Origin of the sequence: Saccharopolyspora sp. NPDC002686, assembly GCF_040295745.1 — a bacterium.
Taxonomy (GTDB): domain Bacteria; phylum Actinomycetota; class Actinomycetes; order Mycobacteriales; family Pseudonocardiaceae; genus Saccharopolyspora; species Saccharopolyspora oryzae.
This window is the reverse complement of record NZ_JBEOVY010000184.1, coordinates 1-13,258: the sequence shown is the minus strand read 5'-3', so window position 1 is coordinate 13,258 and position 13,258 is coordinate 1. Positions and strand designations below refer to the sequence as shown.

At 70.5% G+C, this 13,258-nt stretch carries 11 protein-coding genes; 5 read left to right on the top strand and 6 right to left on the bottom strand.

The window, feature by feature from the left end; genetic code table 11:
• Positions 1-812: hemolysin family protein (locus ABTZ89_RS22945; RefSeq protein WP_502949584.1), on the bottom strand; the 812-nt coding region annotated here is incomplete at its 3' end.
• Positions 813-1,144: 332 nt separating this feature from the next.
• Here ABTZ89_RS22945 and ABTZ89_RS22940 point away from each other — a divergent pair.
• Positions 1,145-1,984, top strand: coding sequence for an ion transporter (locus ABTZ89_RS22940; RefSeq protein ID WP_270954453.1), 840 nt, complete (start codon positions 1,145-1,147; stop codon positions 1,982-1,984).
• On the opposite strand, the gene ABTZ89_RS22935 is transcribed toward ABTZ89_RS22940, so the two are convergent.
• Positions 1,968-3,623, bottom strand: coding sequence for a bifunctional metallophosphatase/5'-nucleotidase (locus ABTZ89_RS22935; protein WP_502949585.1), 1,656 nt, complete (start codon positions 3,621-3,623; stop codon positions 1,968-1,970). The two genes, ABTZ89_RS22940 and ABTZ89_RS22935, sit on opposite strands and share 17 nt — an antisense overlap.
• A 155-nt stretch (positions 3,624-3,778) precedes the next feature.
• Here ABTZ89_RS22935 and ABTZ89_RS22930 point away from each other — a divergent pair, with 155 nt between their 5' ends.
• Positions 3,779-4,402, top strand: a complete 624-nt coding sequence (locus tag ABTZ89_RS22930) for a class I SAM-dependent methyltransferase (RefSeq protein WP_351048012.1) — start codon at positions 3,779-3,781, stop codon at positions 4,400-4,402.
• A 171-nt stretch (positions 4,403-4,573) separates the two neighbouring features.
• On the opposite strand, the gene ABTZ89_RS22925 is transcribed toward ABTZ89_RS22930, so the two are convergent.
• The 3 genes from ABTZ89_RS22925 to ABTZ89_RS22915 form a co-directional block, all read right to left on the bottom strand.
• A complete protein-coding gene (locus ABTZ89_RS22925) occupies positions 4,574-6,352 on the bottom strand; it encodes a glycoside hydrolase family 183 protein (RefSeq protein ID WP_351048010.1) in 1,779 nt (592 codons plus the stop codon).
• Positions 6,352-7,722 carry a sugar porter family MFS transporter gene (locus ABTZ89_RS22920; RefSeq protein ID WP_351048007.1) on the bottom strand — a complete coding sequence of 457 codons (1,371 nt, stop codon included), beginning with the start codon at positions 7,720-7,722 and terminating at the stop codon, positions 6,352-6,354. The genes ABTZ89_RS22925 and ABTZ89_RS22920 overlap by 1 nt, the downstream gene beginning before the upstream one ends.
• 83 nt (positions 7,723-7,805) lie before the next feature.
• On the bottom strand, positions 7,806-8,849 hold the full coding sequence (locus ABTZ89_RS22915; RefSeq protein WP_351048004.1) for an NAD(P)/FAD-dependent oxidoreductase: 1,044 nt from the start codon (positions 8,847-8,849) through the stop codon (positions 7,806-7,808).
• A gap of 349 nt (positions 8,850-9,198) precedes the next feature.
• On the opposite strand from ABTZ89_RS22915, the gene ABTZ89_RS22910 reads away from it, so the two are divergent.
• Positions 9,199-9,342, top strand: a complete 144-nt coding sequence (locus tag ABTZ89_RS22910; RefSeq protein WP_351048001.1) for a hypothetical protein — start codon at positions 9,199-9,201, stop codon at positions 9,340-9,342.
• Positions 9,343-9,463: 121 nt separating this feature from the next.
• Here ABTZ89_RS22910 and ABTZ89_RS22905 read toward each other — a convergent pair whose 3' ends face one another.
• Positions 9,464-10,990 (bottom strand): Mur ligase family protein, encoded by a 1,527-nt coding sequence (locus tag ABTZ89_RS22905; protein ID WP_351047998.1) that lies wholly within the window; start codon positions 10,988-10,990, stop codon positions 9,464-9,466.
• Positions 10,991-11,152: 162 nt separating this feature from the next.
• Between ABTZ89_RS22905 and argG the strand changes: the two genes are divergently transcribed.
• Both argG and ABTZ89_RS22895 read left to right on the top strand, forming a co-directional pair.
• Positions 11,153-12,571 carry an argininosuccinate synthase gene (gene argG / locus ABTZ89_RS22900; protein ID WP_270953715.1) on the top strand — a complete coding sequence of 473 codons (1,419 nt, stop codon included), beginning with the start codon at positions 11,153-11,155 and terminating at the stop codon, positions 12,569-12,571.
• 161 nt (positions 12,572-12,732) lie between these two features.
• Positions 12,733-13,200 carry a PPOX class F420-dependent oxidoreductase gene (locus ABTZ89_RS22895; RefSeq protein ID WP_351047994.1) on the top strand — a complete coding sequence of 156 codons (468 nt, stop codon included), beginning with the start codon at positions 12,733-12,735 and terminating at the stop codon, positions 13,198-13,200.
• The last annotated feature ends 58 nt before the right edge of the window (positions 13,201-13,258 follow it).

Genomic DNA, 13,258 nt, shown 5'->3' with positions numbered 1-13,258 from the left:
ACGTGGACGACGCCGTGGATGTCGTCGAGATCCCCACCGTGCACCGGGAATCGCGAGAACCCGCTCCGCCGCGCCAGATCCAGCAGCTCCACAACGCTGTCACCGACCTGAAGCGACTCGACCCGGACTCGTGGGGTCATGAGCTCTTCGGCGGTGCGTTCGCCGAACCGCAGCGAGCGGTCCATCAACTCGGCCGTGGCCTCGTCCAAAGTCCCGTGCTCGGCACTGGACCGCACGATCGACCCCAGCTCCTCCGGAGACCGCGCCGACCGCAGCTCTTCCTGGGGCTCAACGCCGAAACGCCGCACCACCCAGTTCGCGCTGTTGTTCATCCCATCGATCAACCAGCGGAACACCTGCGAGAACCGCGCGTGGTAACCGGACACCGCGCGGGCTGTCGCCAGCGGGCGTGCGATGGCGAGGTTCTTCGGGACCATCTCCCCGAACACCATCGACAACGCCGTCGCCAACAAGATCGCCAACGTCAACGACACCGCCCCCGCCGCCGCGGCCGGCAACCCCACCGCCACCAGCACCGGACGGATCAACTCACCGATCAGCGGCTCGGCCACGTAACCGGTGACCAAAGTGGTCAGCGTGATCGCGACCTGAGCACCGGAAAGCTGGAACGACAACGTGCGGTGCGCCCGTTGCACGGCCTTCGCGCGCTTGTCACCCACCGCGTTGACGTGGGCATCAACGGTGCTGCGCTCCAACGACGTCAGCGAGAACTCGGCGGCAACCGCCAAACCCGTGCCCACCGTCAGCACACCGACGAAGACCAGGCCGAGAACGGCCAACAAGATTTCGATCACCGGCCACCTCGCGGGCAGCCGCGCACAAGCTCAGAAACGCCGGGATGGCACCCCGGCTCGGTACTACCCCCGTCAGGGGAATGTGCCGCAGGCACTGAAGCCGTCACTCCTCGAAGTGAAGTGGAGAAAAGGGACACGCAGTATAGCCGGTGACGATCCTCGCGCAGCCGGAGAACGTTGATCCCGATCACACGTTCGGGCGGTCAACGTCCGGTTCCCCGCACTGCGTGCCCGCCGACGCTTCGGGCATCGGGTGCAATGTCCGTCGGCACCGAGCCGCTAAGTTGATCAACGTCTTCCGTCGAGAACAAGCCCCACCAGGAGTTTCGGTGAACACGCGTGAACGCGTCCGCATGCTGGTCGACGCACCGGCGTTCCAGCGGGTGATCATCGCGATCATCCTCGTCAACACGATCACCCTCGGATGCGAGACCTCACCGGCACTGGTGAACGACTACGGGTGGCTGCTGCACGCGGTGGACCGGATCGTGCTCGCGGTGTTCACCGTCGAACTCGCCGCCCGGCTCTACGCCCACGGCTGGCGGTTCTTCCGCGATCCGTGGAACTGCTTCGACTTCGTCATCGTCAGCATCTCGCTGCTGCCCAGCACCGGGAACTTCGGCGTCCTGCGAGCCCTGCGCATCCTCCGCGCGCTGCGCCTGATCTCGGCGGTGCCGAACATGCGCCGCGTGGTCGGCGCGCTGCTGACCGCCGTGCCCGGCATGACCTCGATCGCCGCGCTGCTCGTGCTGATCCTCTACGTCGGCTCGGTGATCGCCACCAAGCTGTTCAGCGGGATCGCCCCGGAGTACTTCGGCGACCTCGGCAGCTCGCTGTTCACCCTGTTCCAGGTGATGACCGGGGAGAGCTGGTCGGAGGTGGCGCGCACCGTCATGGAAGCCGAGCCGCTGGCCTGGATCTTCTTCATCGCCTACATCGCGGTCACCACGTTCACGGTGCTCAACCTGTTCATCGCGGTCGCCGTGTCGGCGATGGAGGCGCAGGTCAGCCACGAGCGCGCGGAGCAGCAGGAGGACGGCGGCGACGTCGTCCAGCAGCTGCTCGGCGAGGTGCGCGGCCTGCGCGACGAGCTCCGCGAACTCCGCGCTGAGGCCGGGGAGGCGCCGATGACGGCTCCCCGGCCTCGGGACGCTACGGCGCCGCGGTGATCCGGTCGGCCGGCGGCGGGGCGATGTCCGGGTGCGCGCCCAAGTAGTCGACGAGCGCGTCGAGGTCGACCGGCCCGCCGGTCACCTCGGTCCCGCCGGTGAACTCGGTGAACCCGTCGCCGCCCGCGGCCAGGAAGTTGTTCACCGACACCCGGTAGTTCGCCTTCGGGTCGACCGGCTGCCCGGCGATGGTGATGTCGGAGACCTTCGACCCGACCGGCGCGGACGCCGAGTAGGTGTAGTGCAGCGCGGAGGACACCTGCAGGATGCGAGTGGCTTCCGGCTGCCACTGCTGCTCCAGGACGTTCTTCAGCTGCTCGCCGGTCAAGGTGATCGTCTGCATCACGTTGCCGAAGGGCTGGACCGCGTAGGCCTCGCCGTAGGTCACCACGCCGTCGCCCTCACCGGCCGGCGAGGAGGCGTGCACGAGGTCGGTCCTGATGCCACCGGGGTTGGTCATCGCGATCTGCGCGCCGTTGGCCTCGGTCGCGGCCAGCTGCGCGTCGGCGAGCACGTCGCCGAGCGGTGATTCGCCGGACGGGGCGCCTTCGCGGAGCAGGTCGCCGGTGATCGTGCCGACCTTGCGGTTGGCGATCGGGGCGGCCTTCGCGGTGGACTCGTCGACCAGCTTCTGCGCGGCGGGGTCCGGCGGCACGTCGCGGGTGACGATCCGGTTGTGCGCCTGGGTCTCCGGGCGCACCACGTCCTTGGTGCTCCGGTCGATCTTCAGGTCGGCCACCGACAGCAGCCGCCCGAAGGAGGCGCCCTGCAGCAGGGTGCGCGGGTTGCCCGCCGGGTCGTCGATCACGCAGTTGTACTGCTGGTGACTGTGGCCGCTGAAGATCACGTCGACCTTCGGCGAGGCCTGCGCTGCGATCTCCGAGGCCGGGCCCGGTGCCACGCGGCAGTCGTCCGGTCCGCCGCCTTCGGTGTTGTCGCCCTGGTGCAGCAGCACGGCCTGCGTCTTGATGCCGAGCCGGTCCAGCAGGTCGGCGGTGCGGTCGATGGCCTCGACCTCGTCGCCGAACTTCAGGCCCTTGACCGCGTCCGGGGTGACCATCGCGGGCAGGTCTTCCAGCGTCACGCCGATGATGCCGATCGGCACGCCCTGGACCTGCTGGACGCTGAACGGCATCAGCGCGGGCCGGCCGTCGTCGAAGGTGACGTTCGCACCCAGGTACGGGAAGTCCGCGCCGTCGAAGGTGTCCCGGAACTGGCAGCCGTCCTCGGGGTGGCAGCCGCCGTCCTGGATGCGCTGCAGCTCGGCGTAGCCCTCGTCGAACTCGTGGTTGCCGACGACGGCCGCGGAAACACCGATCTCGTTGAGGAAGTCGATGGTCGGCTCGTCGTGGAACAGCGCCGAGTTCACCGGCGAGGCGCCGATGTTGTCGCCTGCGGAGAGCACCACCGAGTTGGTCACCTCACCGCGAAGCTGGGCCAGGTGCGTGGCCAGGTAGGCCGCACCTCCGGCGTCGACGGTGCTGCCGTCGGGCAGCGTCACCCGTCCCGACGAGCCCGCGGGCGGGTCCAGGTTGCCGTGCAGATCGTTGAACGCGATCAGCCGGACGTCCACGGTGGCGGGTGCCGCGCTCACCGGTGTCCCCGACAGCGCGGCGGTGGCCAGCACCGCCGTCCCCAACGCCGCTGCGCAGCGGCCGAACCGACCAGGTCTCACTGCTGTCCTCCCCATGATCCCGACCAGCGAACGACAGCAGATCTTGCCCGCTGCGCGCGACCGAAGCGAGCGCTTTGCGCCAATACGTCCCACGAACCGGTTGCCAGTACCGTGAGGCTGTGGGCGAGGACAGTTGGGCAGGTCTGGCCGACCAGTTCGCCGATGGGGCGTACGCGACGGTGAAGGGACTGGTGCGCACCTACGTGGTGCACCAGCAGCTTCTAGAGCACTTGCCCGCTCCCCCGGCCGCGGTGCTCGACGTGGGCGGAGGTGCCGGCCACCAGTCGTTTCCGCTGGCCCGGGCCGGGTACCAGGTGACGTTGCTGGACCCGTCGGCGGCGATGCTGGACAAAGCGCGGCAGCGGCTCCAGCGGTTGCCCGATGAGGTCCGGTCCCGGGTGAGGCTCGTGCAGGCCGACGGCCACGAGGCTGATGAGGCGGTAAGCGGTCAGCGCTTCGATGCTGTGCTGTGCCACGGCGTGCTGGGCTACCTGGAGCAGCCGGAGCCGTTGCTCGACCAGCTGTGCCGGTGCGCCGCTGCCGGTGGCATCGTGTCGATCCTGACCGGCAACGCCAACGCCATGGCCGTCCGACCGGCCTTGGAGCAGCGGTGGGACGACGCCCTCGCCGCGTTCGACGCCAGGCACGAGATCGGCGTGCTGGGCGTGCCGACTCGAGCCGACAGCCTCGAAGAGCTCAGCGAGCAGCTGCGCAGCCGCGGCGTGGAACCGGTGAGCTGGTAAGGCGGCTGGCTGTTCACCGACTGGCTCGACTTCAGCGGCACCGAGCTGGATCCGAACGACGCCGAGCAGGTGGCGGCGGCGGCCAAGGTCGAGCTCGAAGCCAGCCGGCGGGATCCCTACCGCGGGCTCAGCCGCGTCTTCCACCTCGTGGGGCGCAGGAACCCGGCCTGATCATCCGCCGAAGTAGACCTCCAGCTCGCCGATCGAGGTGAAGAACGCCGAGCCGCCCGGCACCCCGGTGATCCGGACCCCGTCGCCGACGATCGGGTCGAAGGCCAGGGTGTAGGTGCCGTGCGGGCCGGCGGTGCTGTCGTAGGGGTAGGCCGGTGCGATCCGCAGTCCGCCGACGTCCACCCAGCTGCTCCCCTGGCGCACCTGCACGGCCAGGTCGCGGGCGAACCAGCCGCCGTCGGAGAACATGTTCCCGGTGGTGTAGACGACGCGGTCGAGCCAGCACTGGTCGCGCCAGATGTAGCCCCAGAAGTCGAACTGCTTGCGGGTGCCGTCGAAGCTGTCCTCGCTCTCCTCCCTGATCCCGTTGTTGAAGAAGTCGCCGCGTCCGAAGTGGGCGGTCTTCTCGATCGGGAACACGTCCGCGCCGCGCGCCAGGTTGCGGTGCGGATCGGGCGGGTTGGCCGGCGGATCGCCCAGCTGGCGCGGGAAGACCTGGAGCTGCCGCAGCGAGAAGGTGTAGTTCGGCAGCCCGCACGCCACTCCCAGGAACCAGTTGGACTGCACCCACATCCGCGTTCCGTCGGCCGAGACGAACTTGGCCGGCACGGTGCAGGCGTAGCCACCGTTCTTCGGACCGGAGCACGCGGGCTGCGGCTCCCCCGCTTCCGGCATCGGGATGTCGTGGCCGCCCGGCACCGGGTCGAACCGGATCCGGCCGGGACGGCCGAACCACGGCTGGGCGCCGAAGTCCTTGGACATGAACAGCTGCCACGGCCCCCACGGCGTCGGCGCCTCGTAGAACTCGAAGGTGTACTCGGTCCACGAGGTGTAGAGGTATCGCCGCAGCGGGGCGTTGTAGAGCACGCCGCCCTGGGACAGCACGCTCAGGTTGCGGCGCCCGGACACCAGCAGATCGGTGTAGAGCCGCCGTTCGTCGGTGAGCACCGGCGCCTTGTCCTCGATCCGGTCCGTCCACTGCGGACCGTTCGCCCCGGTTCCCGCGTAGAACCGCCAGGTTTCGCGCTGCTGGATGCTGTCGCGCGGCACCCGCGCCAAGTAGAGGCTGGTCGGGGACGGCACCGCACCGGTGTAGGAGTCGCGCCAGTTGTGGTCGAGGCCGTAGGCGTAGACGTACCCGGCGTCCTGCGGCCCGAGCTCGCGCGCGTGCTCCTGACTGCGGCCGAAGTCCAGGAACATGATCGTGGTGAACACGTGGTCGGTGAACATCGGCTGGGCCGGTTGCTGCCAGGTGCGCCCGTAGTCATCGGACTTGACGATGCTGGCGTTCGGGGCGTCGTCGAAGGCCGCCGCGGCCGGCGCGAAGCGCAGGTCCTGCACGGCCAGGTACAGCTCGTCGCGGCCGTCGCCGTTGCCGTCCACCGCGACGATCCCGGTGGGTTTCGGGTTGTACAGCTTCGAATCGGCGTGCACCTTGGCGATCGCCTCGCCCGCGGCGAGCCGTTCGCCGCGCAGCCCGGTCTCCGGGGTCCCGGCGATCCGGTTCGCCACGATGGGAGCCATCGGCTGGTCTCCGAAGCCCTGGCCGTCGCCGTTGGCGGTGTAGACGAGGTCGTCGTCGGCCCAGCACGTCGGCCACAGGTCGCCGGTGCTGTTGGTGCTGATCGTGGACGCGTAGTCGGTGAACGTCGTGACGAAGAAGCCGCCGGCCGGTTCCGCGGCCCGGACCTCGGCGGCGCGCGGCACGTCCCCGAGCAGCACCGATCCCGCACCGGCGAGGGCGAGCTTGCCGAACTGGCGCCGGTTCATCGCCCGCATCAGCGGCCTCCCCCGCGGAACTGCTGCTCCAGCGATTCGAGGCTGCGCTGCTTGGTCTCCGGCACCGCCCACCAGACGATCGGGAAGATGATCACCCCCGCCGCCGCGTAAGCGAGGAACACCACGCCCGCCCCGACCAATGCGGTGAAGGTGGGGAAGGTCAGCGAGACGAAGAAGTCGGTCAACCAGTTGAACAGCGTGGCCAGCGCCATCGCGGTGCCGCGGATGGCCAGCGGGAAGATCTCGGCCAGCACCACCCACAGCACCGGCCCCCAGGTGGCCGAGAAGGTGTTGGTGAACACGACGAAGGCCGCCACCGCGATGCCGAACAGCACCGGCGACTCGGGCGGCAGCAGCAGCGCGGCCAGCCCCACCGCGAACAGGCTCGCCGACATGCCGACCAAACCGGCCAGCAGCACGGGCTTTCGACCTCGCCGGTCGACGATCTTGGCCCGCACGACGATCGCGATCGTCGCGATGTTGAGCAGCCCGTTCAGGAAGGTGAACAGCAGTGCGGTGACCTCGGAGACGCCGAACCCGGTGAGCACGCTGGGCGCGTAGTAGACGATCGTGTTGATCCCGGTGATCTGCTGGAACACCGCCAGCAGCGCACCGAGCAGCAACAATTTCCGCACCCAGCCCGCGGACATCCGGGCACCCAGTTCGGCGTCGCGCTGCTGGCGTTCCAGGGCGGTGATCTCGGCGAGCTCGCGGTCGGCGGCGGCCTGGTCGCCGCGCAGGCCGACCAGCAGGGTGCGCCCCTGCTCCGGACGTCCGCGCCGGACCAGGGAACGCGGGGTGTCCGGAGCCGCGAGCAGTCCGACGACCAGCACCACCGCGGGGACCACGCCGATGAGGATCATCCACCGCCACGAGCCGACGAAGGCCAAACCGTACCCGGTGGCCGCGGCCAGCGCGGTCCCCACGATGATCATGTACTGGTTCAGCGAGGTGACCGCACCGCGAGCTCCCGCGGGTGCCATCTCGGCCAGGTAGAGCGGGACGACCACCGACGCGATGCCGATCCCCAGGCCGATGACGAACCGGAACAGCACCAGCGCCGTGACCGAGGTGGCCAGCCCGGCGCCGAGAGCTCCCGCGGTGAACACGACCCCGGCCGCGAGCAGCACCCGCTGCCGGCCCTGCCGGTCGGCGGCGGGCCCGCTGCCGACCGCGCCCACCATCGCACCGACGACCGTCGCGCTGACCACGGTGCCCTTGAGCAGCGGTGTCAACGGCAGCTCGTGCGGGATGAACAAGATCGCGGCCGAGATGATCCCGTTGTCGTAGCCGAACAGGATCGCCGCCAACGAGCCCAGCGCGTAGACGCGCCGAGTGGTGGCCCCCGGCCGCGCAGCAGGCGTTCCCATCGAGCACCCCCGAACGAGCGCCTCCCCCAACGGCGCTCATCCCGCTCGACATACCCCGCCGACGGCCCGGCAATGCCTCCCGCTCACAGGCCGTGCCGGCGGTTCCCGGCCACCAGCTCGCAGACCCGCGCTTCGGACTCCGCCGAGAACGGGCCGCGCCGAGCGGCGACCGCACGGTCGACCTCCTCGGCGACGAGGTCGGCGTTGATCTGCCCAGCCGCGGCCGCACCCGCCGCAGCCGCGTTGCCGACCTGCGCGGACAGATCGGTGACGTTGCCCGCCACCCACACGCCGGGGACCTCGGTGCGCCCGGTGGCATCGGCGGGGATGTGCTCGCCCGCTCCGCTGGGGTGCTCGACCGGCCGCAGCCCGAGCTCCGCCAGGAAACCGGCGCGCGCGACCATCCGGGGCGCCACCGCCAGCGCCTCGCGCGCGATCACGGTCCCGTCGACCAGCCGCACGCCGGTGATGCGGTCCTCGACGACCTCCAGCCCGGCGATCTCGCCGTGCACCACCCGGATGTCGCGAGCGGCCAGCTTCTCGGCGTCCTCTTCGCCCAGCGGCGCGGCGGTGCGGGCGAAGAACACGACGTCGCTGCTCCACTGGCGGAACAGCAGCGCCTGGTGCACCGACATCGGCCCGCTGGCCAGCACGCCGATGGCCCCGTCGCGGACCTCCCAGCCGTGGCAGTACGGGCAGTGCAGCACGTCCCGCCCCCATCTGTCGCGCAGGCCCGGGACGTCCGGCAGCTCGTCGACCAGCCCGGTGGTCACCAGCACGCGTCGGGCACGCGTCGCGCGGCCGTCGGCCAGCGCCACCGAGAACCCGTCGCCGTCGCGGGCCACCGAGCCGACTTCACCGGACACCACGTCGGCGCCGTATCCGCGCACTTCCGCCCGGCCGCGCTCGAGCAGCTCGGCCGGTGGGATCCCGTCCCGCCCCAGCAGCCCGTGCGCGCCTTGCGCGGGCGCGTTGCGCGGGGAACCCGCGTCGATCACCGCCACCGAGCGCCGCGCCCGGGCAAGCATCAGCGCCCCGCTCAGCCCGGCGGCACCGCCGCCGACCACCACCACGTCGTAACCGTTCGCCAACTGATCGGTCACCTCGACCACCTCCGCGACCACCATGCGGCCGCGCCGGCGCTCCCGGCAAACTTCTTTGCGGAAACCGCAAACACTCCCCCGCCCCCGACTCCGAGGTCCCCAGTGGACGAATGCCGTGTGCAGAGCGCAACTGGTTGCTACGCAATGCATTCGGGGCAAAAGTCTCTCCTGTACAACCATCTCGCGGGACTACCGTGATTGGTGCGCACATGAAAGCGCATCCAGGTAGCTGGATCAGAGGAGCACTGTGAACGCGTTCCTCCGCCGGTCACCGCCGGGGAGGTTCGCTGGTGCTGCGAACTCCCACGCAGCGCATCGTTTTCGACGGAATTCCGACGGCACTGGACTCGTCCAGGATCGACGAGGGATGAATATGAACGTCAGCACCGTCTTCAGCAACCTCCGCAGCAACTGGGGCTGGGGTTGGGGTTGGGGCTGGGGTTGGGGCTGGGGTGGCTGGGGCCGCTGGGGCGGCTGGGGCCATTGGGGCCGCTGGGGCCACTGGGGCCGCTGGTAACCCACCAGATCCTCCAACCTCGAGAACCTGTCTGAGGACAGGCCCTCAACCGGATCACTTCGCGCAGCCTTGATGAGGTGATCCACAACCCTCCGGGTAGCTCTCGCGTTCCACGCGGGAGCTACCCGCACGTTCGGCCCCGGTCCGGCCCCGCCCAGCCGGCATCGGCCAGGGCGGCGGTGACGACTTCGACATCGTCGAACGGGCGCCGACCGCCGTCGACCGCTTGGTAGCGCTCGTGCCCGCGGCCCGCGACGAGCACGACGTCCCCCGGCCCGGCCCGGCCAACAGCAGCGGCGATCGCCGCCCGACGATCGTGCTCCACCACGAACTCCCCGCCGCTGACCCCGATCGTGCCGGTCAGCACCTGCGCGGTGATCTCGGCCGGGTCCTCCTCGCACGGGTCGTCGGTGGTGAAGATCGCGGTGTCGGCGGCCAGTGCGGCGCGGCCGACGTCCGGGCGGCTGAACCGGTCGCGGTTCCCGGCGCAACCGACGACGAGGTGCACCCGTCCCCCGCTCGCCCGGCGCGCGGCCGCGATCAGGTCGGCCACCGCGGTGGGCGTGTGCGCGAAGTCGACCACGGCTAGGAACGGCTGGCCGACGTCCACCCGCTGGAACCGACCGGGCGGCAGCGCCGCGGTCAACCCGCGCACCGCAGCCGACTTGGACACCCCCAGCGCCCGAGCTGCCGCGTAGGCCGCGGCGAGGCCGGCAGCATGCCGACCACCGATCGCAGCGGGCGCGGTCAACGACACCGGATCACCGCCCTCGTGGAAGACCACGCGCGGTCCGACCTCCTCGACCCGCACGTCCGCACGAGAACTGCGCCCGACGGTCACGGTCGGCACCTCGACCTGGGCGGCCAGCCGCCGCCCCCAGCAGTCGTCCACGTTGATCACGGCCCGGCGACAGCGCCGCGGCGTGAACAACGCGGCTTTGGTCGCGAAGTACTGCTCGACGGTGCCGTGGTAGTCGAGGTGCTCCGGGCTCAGGTTGGTGAACACCGCGACCTCGGCCCGCACCGGGTCGATGCGGTGCTGGTCGATCGCGTGCGAGGACACCTCCACGACCGCCGCCCGCACCCCCGCCGAGCGCATGCGGCACAGCATCCGCTGCAGATCGGCGGCACCCGGAGTGGTCAGCTCCGCCGGGCTCTGCCACCCCGGCCAGCGGGCCTCGACGGTGGAGCTCAGTCCGGTCCGCACACCACCGGCCGCGAGAGCGGCTTCGACCAGGTGCACCGTGGTGGTCTTGCCGTTGGTCCCGGTCACCGCGGCAACCGCGAGCTCATCAGCAGGACGGCCGTGCACCTCCGCGGCGACCGGCCCCACCGCAGGCCGCACCGCGGGCACGCGCACCTGGGGAACCGGCAGGTCGACGAACCGCTCCACCAGCAGCGCACCAGCCCCGGCGGCCACCGCCTCAGCGGCGAATCCGTGCCCGTCCCGCCGCGTTCCCGGCACTGCGCAGAACAGCGCGCCTGGTCGCACCCGCCTGCTGTCGGTGCTGATGTCCAGGATCCGCGCCTCGCCCCTCAGCTCGGCCTCCGGCAAGCCCCGCACGGCCGCGGACAGGCTGATTGCGCGCTGACAGTCGCATTCCACGATCACCGCGAACGTCCCCCCGGCGACGACGGCTGCCGACACCAATCGGACATACCCGCCAACCGGGACTGCCACGCTTCCGCGGCCGACCCAGAACGCCGAACCTCGCCAGATGACACCCCGGGGCTCACGCGTCATCCCTGGTCACAGGGTTGCGCGACCCCCGATTTCATAATCATGCAGTCCATCGCATAGTATTAACCCATGTCCAAGGTTCTGACGAGTCTCCCGGTCGGCCAGCGGGTCGGCGTCGCCTTCTCCGGAGGTCTCGACACCTCCGTCGCGGTTGCGTGGATGCGCGACAAGGGCGCGATCCCCTACACCTACACCGCCGACATCGGGCAGTACGACGAGACCGACATCGCCTCCATCCCCGGCCGCGCCAAGGCCTACGGGGCCGAGCACTCCCGCTTGGTGGACTGCCGGGAGGCGCTGGTCGAGGAAGGCCTGGCCGCGCTGACCTGCGGCGCGTTCCACATCCGCTCGGGCGGCCGCACCTACTTCAACACCACCCCGCTGGGCCGCGCCGTGACCGCCACCCTGCTGGTGCGCGCGATGCTCGAGGACGGCGTGGAGATCTGGGGCGACGGCTCCACCTTCAAGGGCAACGACATCGAGCGGTTCTACCGCTACGGCCTGCTGGCCAACCCCCGCCTGCGCATCTACAAGCCGTGGCTGGACACCGACTTCGTCAGCGAGCTCGGCGGCCGCCAGGAGATGTCGGAGTGGCTGCAGGAGCACGGCCTGCCCTACCGCGACAGCGCGGAGAAGGCCTACTCCACCGACGCCAACATCTGGGGCGCCACCCACGAGGCCAAGGAGCTCGAGCACCTCAACACCGGTGTCGAGATCGTCGACCCGATCATGGGCGTTCGGTTCTGGGACGAGTCGGTCGAGATCCCCACCGAGGACGTCACGATCACCTTCGCGCAGGGCCGCCCGGTCGCGATCAACGGCAAGGAGTTCACCTCCGCCGTCGACCTGGTGCACGAGGCCAACGCGATCGGCGGCCGGCACGGCCTCGGCATGAGCGACCAGATCGAGAACCGCATCATCGAGGCCAAGAGCCGCGGCATCTACGAGGCGCCGGGCATGGCCCTGCTGTTCATCGCCTACGAGCGGCTGGTCAACGCCATCCACAACGAGGACACCGTCGCCAACTACCACAACGAGGGCCGCAAGCTGGGCCGCCTGATGTACGAGGGCCGCTGGCTGGACCCGCAGTCGCTGATGCTGCGGGAGTCGCTGCAGCGGTGGGTCGGCTCGGCGGTCACCGGTGAGGTCACCCTGCGGCTGCGCCGCGGCGAGGACTACTCGATCCTGGACACCACCGGCCCGGCGTTCTCCTACCACCCGGACAAGCTGTCCATGGAGCGCACCGAGAACGCCGCCTTCGGCCCGGTCGACCGGATCGGCCAGCTGACCATGCGGAACCTGGACATCGCCGACTCCCGCGCCAAGCTGGAGACCTACGCCCAGCTCGGCCTGGTCGGCCCGGCCCACACCGAGCTGGTCGGCACCCTGCAGTCCGGCGGCGCCGACGCGATCGCCTCCGTCGGTGCGGAAGCCGAGACCGAAGCCGGTTCCCTGGACCGCGCCGCGATGGAGTTCGGCACGGACTGACCCGAGCCCACCGCACGAGGCCGCCGCAGGGAACCTCCCCCGCGGCGGCCTTTCGCGTTCCGGGCGGCGTGGTCGTTCGCGGGTGATCCGGTTCGGCCGCGTCCGGCGGTGCGCGGGAGGATGGGCGCGTACCGCTGGATGTGCTCGAGGAAGGTTCCGCGATGCCTCAGATCGCCACCAACACGAAGGTGGACCTCGCCGGACTGCTGGACTTCGTCCGACCGCGCCACCGCGCGATCCTGCTGACCACCCGGGCCGACGGACGCCCGCAGGGGTCACCGCTGACCTGCGGCGTGGACGACTCGGGGCGACTGGTGATGTCCACCTACCCGGAGCGCGCGAAGACCCGCAACGCCAAGCGCGACCCGCGGGTGAGCGTGATCGTGCTGTCCGACGAGTGGAACGGCGCGTGGGTCCAGATCGACGGCACCGCCGAGGTGATCGACGCACCGGACTCGGTGGAGCCGCTGGTCGAGTACTTCCGCAACATCTCCGGCGAACACCCGGACTGGGACGAGTACCGCGAGGCGATGCGCAAGCAGGGCAAGTCCCTGATCCGGGTCACCCCCGAACGCTGGAGCCCGATCGCCACCGGAGGCTTCCCGGCCCACCTCGCCGACGAGGGCTGAGGTCAGCGGCGCGGGGGGGGGGACGGGCGCGCCGCGCGCGCCCGGCACCCAGAGCGCC

Bases quoted from the DNA above. Each gene is read 5' to 3' on its own strand.
- argG (WP_270953715.1), top strand. From the start codon at position 11,153: ATGTCCAAGGTTCTGACGAGTCTCCCGGTCGGCCAGCGGGTCGGCGTC.
- ABTZ89_RS22925 (WP_351048010.1), bottom strand. From the start codon at position 6,352: ATGCGGGCGATGAACCGGCGCCAGTTCGGCAAGCTCGCCCTCGCCGGT.
- ABTZ89_RS22895 (WP_351047994.1), top strand. From the start codon at position 12,733: ATGCCTCAGATCGCCACCAACACGAAGGTGGACCTCGCCGGACTGCTG.
- ABTZ89_RS22920 (WP_351048007.1), bottom strand. From the start codon at position 7,722: ATGGGAACGCCTGCTGCGCGGCCGGGGGCCACCACTCGGCGCGTCTAC.
- ABTZ89_RS22915 (WP_351048004.1), bottom strand. From the start codon at position 8,849: ATGGTGGTCGCGGAGGTGGTCGAGGTGACCGATCAGTTGGCGAACGGT.
- ABTZ89_RS22910 (WP_351048001.1), top strand. From the start codon at position 9,199: ATGAACGTCAGCACCGTCTTCAGCAACCTCCGCAGCAACTGGGGCTGG.